Source organism: Leptolyngbya cf. ectocarpi LEGE 11479 (genome assembly GCF_015207065.1).
GTDB classification, from domain to species: domain Bacteria; phylum Cyanobacteriota; class Cyanobacteriia; order Phormidesmidales; family Phormidesmidaceae; genus Leptothoe; species Leptothoe ectocarpi.
Genome location: NZ_JADEXP010000423.1, coordinates 1 through 5,405 on the forward strand (window position 1 = coordinate 1; position 5,405 = coordinate 5,405).

The window sequence follows — 5,405 nt, forward strand, 5'->3', positions numbered from 1 at the left end:
GGACGATGAATCTGACTTTGTAAAAACTGGATAGCGACTTTAGAGCCGATGACTGTAATTTGGGGTGCGATCGCAAGCAGCTGACCCATCAAACCACTGTGGTCAGGTTCAGTGTGGTTGACCACCAGATAATCAATGGCTGTTGGGTCAATTAAACGGTGAAGACAGTCTAAATAAAGAGATTCAAACTTCAGGTGAGTCGTATCCACTAAAGCAACTTTGTCACCGCGAATGAGAAATGAATTGTAGGTAGTGCCGTTACACAGCTCAAACTCAATATCAAAGCGATCTCGATCCCAATCAAGACAGCGAATCGCTGTAGAGTCTGTGGCAATCTCTTCTATTTGTAACGTCAGTCGTGTTGACGCAGACGTTGTTGGATGTGAATCAATGAGGGTAACCATAGAGAGTATCTATCCTGGTCTCAAACTCAACGTTTGTACCTCTATGGTTGCTCCCATATCTGGGTTTGTAAAATGTCAATACCCAAACCAAATGATAAATAAAATTTATAATAAATCGAATATTTAATTTGTAATATAAATGCATAGAGAATTGTCAATTCTGTAGCGAATACAGAGTTAAAAACAGCAGCCATTCTGATCGAAATATTCTGATACCAAGGGATTTGCTTTAATTAAGGACGATTTAGTCACCAAGCAAATATCAATAAAGTTAGGCATTTTTTCATTAAAAGATAGCTCAAACTTATAGCTCAGTTTTGATAATTGATTCATACCACACGTGAATCGGGATCTTTCTCAAGGCTTTTAAAGATAGAATCATATACATGATAAATAAATATCTCATAGATTTTAGTCTATCTCTCTAAGGAGCCGATTGGTACAGCAAGACTTGGCCATTGCTGAAGTAACGACTCATAACTGTTCCCTGGTGGGTGCTGAAAGATAGCTTGATCTCAGCTGCGGCTCTAATTTCTGGGGGGAAGAAATCTCCTAAAAGTACTAACTCCATCTTCTCCCCTTTCCTCTTGACGAATAGGTTTGCTGTGATTTGCTAGGAGGCAACCGCTCTCCACCGGCAATGATAGCTTCAGTGCTGTTCCTCAGCAGGTAGCCGGGTTTAGGATTGGACCCTGCTACCTTTTCTTATTGTTTTGGCATCGCTGCCTTGTATCTCATATCCGATTGGGTACTTTCTGCTTGGGTGCTTGACGAAAGCCCAAAACCCGGTCTAGAGTCACTCAATGCTGTCTCGGCAGCAGTTCGACTGGAGCCGTCCGTTACCGACGGGGCAGCCGAATGAGGTGATGGCGATTTTGATTAAACGGGTCCGGATGGATTAGACAATCTGTGCGGGAATCTGTGCGGGGCGGGTAGCCAGTGGCAAGTGCGACTGCGGGGCTACCCGCCTGGTTGCAAGGCTTGCTCACGTTAGAGAACGCGGCCCTTATCTTCTATACCGACGAATGGGACCGTTGTAATCTAGAGTGACGCTGCGATCGCGGCCAGTTCCTGCTACGGTCACAACACTCAGAGTGGTGTATTGTTCACGGATGGCAACGGCTGTGGGCTCTCCACCGCGAATGGTGAAGCGCCAAACAGCTGGGCCGAGCATTTCGCACGGGGATGCGATCGCAGCGCCATGCATAGCCGGTTCAGCTCGATAGACGATCAGTCCGCCATTGACCGCTTCGGCCATTTGACGTGCTTCATTTTTAGCTGCATTAAGCGCTATTTGTTCGCCTGGAGTTGTCGCAACACAGGTGGCTTCAACCCCTGAGACTTGTTTTTCACCCGCAGACACTTGTGCCTGGGTGGGCAATGCCGTGCCAATGACTGAACCGACTACAGCAGCCAAGATCAGGTTGGAGAGTAGAGTGATATGCTTCATCTTGCAACGCTCCTGAGCATAAAGTTTCTGATCAACTAATACACTGCTGCACCAAAGGCATCCGTGTTTTTAGGAGTCGTCCTCTTTATATCTTCTCCAGCCAAAATACCAGCCCAGGTATGGTTACTAATCTATCCGCGTACCTATCCCACAACTGATGTTGGCTGAGCGGAGTCGACGCCAACGTTCACAACCAGCATCCCTATTCCCTCCGGGAAGGCTATGCCAACGACTCCGCCTAGGAGACACTTAACCTAACCCACCCGCCAGCGTTTGGCATATTTTCTGAGATAGATTCCCACCGCCTGCATCGATAGAAAGAGGTGGGTAAATGTCGGCAACATTGCTGAAATACCGACGACAATGCCAAAGTAAATATTTTTGATACTGTCTTTATTGGTCGGGTCGGTCATCGCCTGGATCACCCGTGCTTCATATTCATCGGTACGGCTGACCAACGATTCTGGTGAATGTTGGATAAAGCTAATCAACCAGCCAGAGATAGAGAAGACAAACAACACCCACCAGGTGGCAATGATTGCAATCACAACATCCACACTCAGGTGGGCAATGTAGCTTCCTAACGACGTGGTGTGTAGAGCCCGCTTGGCAATCCAGACCGTGATGAAGAATGACAGACTGTCAAATAAAGCACCTAAGATTCCCACCGGAAACTGCAGCAGAAAATAATGCATCCGTTCATCGCCAAATGCTTCCTCTGGATAGGCGGTGAGTAGAGCTAGCCAGTAGCAGCTCATATTCAACACAACAAAAAAGAGAAACAACTTTGGGAAAAACGAAATCAGGCTGCCGCGATGTTTGTCGTAGTAGTTGAGCAACCGTGACAGCGAACGCTTCCAAATAGCCATCACGGGGCGCACGCGTAGTTTACGCAGAGAGGTAAAGAGTTGCATAGGAATAATCGGTGCGTCTAGCGGTTTAGCAATAGTTAAGTTATTTTGCCTACCATAGCTAGAAAACCTAAAAGTGGGTACCGTACTGCCCCAGGATTTATCGTATTAAGACACAAATCACCGATCTGTAAACCTAGACTACATTCGCTCTAGCACTGTAATACCCAATAGTGACAAACCCAGCTTGAGAGTACGAGCAGTCAGGTCACATAGCATCAATCTAGAGGTGCGCTGGGGTTCCTCTGCCTGTAAGACCGAGCACCGGTCATAAAACTGGTTAAACTTTTGGCTGAGTTCAAACAGATATTGGCAAAGACGATTGGGGAAAAGGTCCCGCGCCACTTCCATAATGATGGTATCAAGTTCTAGCAGGTGCTTAGCCAGTGCTAGTTCTGAGTCGTCCTCCAGCAAAATGGAGGCATCGCCCAGCTGGGTAAAGTCGATATTACCCTTGCGGCTAATGCCCTGTACTCGCACATAGGCATAGAGCATATAGGGTGCTGTATTGCCTTGAAGCGCCAGCATTTTATCAAAGCTAAAAATGTAGTCGCTGGTGCGGTTCTGGCTAAGGTCAGCATACTTAACGGCACCAATGCCCACTGTGGTAGATACCTCCTGGACAAACTCCGCCGACTCATCTCGGTTTTCGTCGGTGACGCGCTGTTGTAAATCTTTTTCTGCACGAGTAACGGCTTCGTCTAGCAGAGACTTAAGTTTAACGGTCTCGCCGGAACGGGTTTTTAGTTTTTTGCCATCTTCTCCTTTGACTAGGCCAAAGGGAACATGCACTAGCTCAACATTTTCGGGGATCCAGTGGGCTCTGTTGGCAACTTGAAAGACCTGGGCAAAGTGATTGGCTTGACCGGCATCGGTGATGTAAATCACCCGCTGGGCTTTCTCTTTAATTGTACGCTGACGGATCGCGGCAAGATCTGTGGTGGCGTAGTTAAAACCACCGTCAGACTTTTGCACAATCAGCGGTTGCGGGTTACCGTCCTTGTTGGTAAATCCTTCTAAAAAGACAACCTGAGCCCCCTGGTCTTCTTCTAACAGGCCAAGAGATTTTAGATCCTTGGCGACATCTTCAAGCAGGGGATTATAAAAAGATTCTCCTCGCTCTTGAATGGTAATGTCTAAGCGGTCATAAATCTTTTGAAATTCTTTTCGAGACTGCTCGCAAAGCAGCTGCCAGGCTTTACGGGCGCTTTCCTCACCGGACTGGAGGTCCACGACCGCCTCTCGCGAGGTGGCTTTGAAGTTTTCGTCTTCGTCAAAGCGCTTTTTGGCTTGTTTATAAAACTCCACCAGGTCGCCAATATCCACAGAGGACGACTCGGTGATGGCCTCAGGGCATACATCCCGCAGGTGAGTAATCAACATGCCAAACTGGGTACCCCAGTCGCCCACATGGTTCAGACGTAGGACATCATGTCCGAGAAACTCTAAGGTGCGGGCAATGCATTCACCAATGATGGTGGAGCGCAGGTGGCCCACGTGCATTTCTTTGGCGATGTTGGGGCTAGAAAAATCGACAATTGTACGCTGGACTGGATTGGCGGTGGGAACGCCCAGACGCTCATCGGCGTAAATGGCCTTGAGCTGGGTTTGTAGATACTCGGTTTTGAATTTGAGGTTGATAAAGCCGGGTCCGGCGATTTGGGGCGGGTCGCAGAGGTCGTCGATGGTGAGATTTTCGACGATTTTGGTTGCGATCGCACGCGGCTTTTCTTTCAGCTGCTTTGCCAGCGACATGGCCACATTTGCCTGATAGTCCCCAAACTTAGGATTATTGGTGGGTACCAGCACCGGGTCTGTACCCTCTAGATCGGGGCCAAATGCAGTTACAAGGGCCGTTTGCAGACGCTGTTTGAGATCATCGAGGGTGGATAACATGGACACCGATTTGTAAGGTCGTTCACACACATTGGCCAGGCAGCCAGGCAGATAAGTCGGTCAGTTTAATGCCAATGTGATGGGCAAGCAACCTATAGCCTATCAACTCGTCTCGCACATTTTGCTACATCCTTTCAGGGAGTCAAAAAAAACTGTGGCCCATGCCCCATTGCCATGGCCAGCTATGTGGATTTACCTAAATAATGGGTGTGCTTGCCTGGAATCCTGATATCAGAGGCTGTGGCTTCTGGTGGCATTCGGTAAATGTCCCTACCCCTGTTTATCCTTGGTTAGTCTTGCCATGACTATGTTCTCTGGTTTTCCCTATTGCTTCCGTCTGGGGCTAAGTGCGCTGACGATCAGTACGCTGACATTAACTAGCTGGGTGTCGATTGCAGCCATTGATATCTGTGATTCAGCTGCTTTAGCCAGTCGTACCTATGGTCAGGATGGTCGAGATGGCCGGGATGGTCGCGTCGGTCGAGATGGTCGCGACGCTGCTGACCAAACCATTAGGGCCACGGGAGAACCCATCCGTCTGGACCTCTCCGGTACCGATGGCGAAGATGGTAGCTATGGCGAAGATGGTGGCTGGGTCCGGTGTCGGCGACAGCCCCGTGATGAACGCCAGGACTTGCATGCAGCGGATGGTGGTGATGGCGGCGATGGTGGCAGTGGCGGTCGCGGTGGCAAGGGTGGCGATTTAACCATTCATTACACCAACCCCAGCGAACTGCGACAGAT

Annotated in this window: 5 protein-coding genes; 1 reads left to right on the forward strand and 4 read right to left on the reverse strand. The window is 48.8% G+C overall.

Annotated features, from left to right (window positions below; genetic code table 11):
* The 4 genes from IQ260_RS27445 to argS all read right to left on the reverse strand — a co-directional run.
* On the reverse strand, nucleotides 1-404 hold a 404-nt coding region (locus IQ260_RS27445), incomplete at its 3' end, for an FprA family A-type flavoprotein (protein WP_193996256.1).
* 1,006 nt (nucleotides 405-1,410) lie between these two features.
* A complete protein-coding gene (locus IQ260_RS27450; RefSeq protein ID WP_193996257.1) occupies nucleotides 1,411-1,854 on the reverse strand; it encodes a hypothetical protein in 444 nt (147 codons plus the stop codon).
* Nucleotides 1,855-2,108: 254 nt separating this feature from the next.
* Nucleotides 2,109-2,768, reverse strand: a complete 660-nt coding sequence (locus IQ260_RS27455) for a hypothetical protein (RefSeq protein WP_193996258.1) — start codon at nucleotides 2,766-2,768, stop codon at nucleotides 2,109-2,111.
* Nucleotides 2,769-2,906: 138 nt separating this feature from the next.
* Nucleotides 2,907-4,661 (reverse strand): arginine--tRNA ligase, encoded by a 1,755-nt coding sequence (gene argS, locus IQ260_RS27460; RefSeq protein WP_193996259.1) that lies wholly within the window; start codon nucleotides 4,659-4,661, stop codon nucleotides 2,907-2,909.
* Between the two features lie 307 nt (nucleotides 4,662-4,968).
* Between argS and IQ260_RS27465 the strand changes: the two genes are divergently transcribed.
* A partial coding sequence (locus tag IQ260_RS27465) for a hypothetical protein (RefSeq protein WP_456152059.1) occupies nucleotides 4,969-5,405 on the forward strand: 437 nt, incomplete at its 3' end.

Coding starts and splice junctions, on each gene's coding strand:
- IQ260_RS27450 (WP_193996257.1), bottom strand. CDS start 1,854: ATGAAGCATATCACTCTACTCTCCAACCTGATCTTGGCTGCTGTAGTC.
- argS (WP_193996259.1), bottom strand. CDS start 4,661: ATGTTATCCACCCTCGATGATCTCAAACAGCGTCTGCAAACGGCCCTT.
- IQ260_RS27455 (WP_193996258.1), bottom strand. CDS start 2,768: ATGCAACTCTTTACCTCTCTGCGTAAACTACGCGTGCGCCCCGTGATG.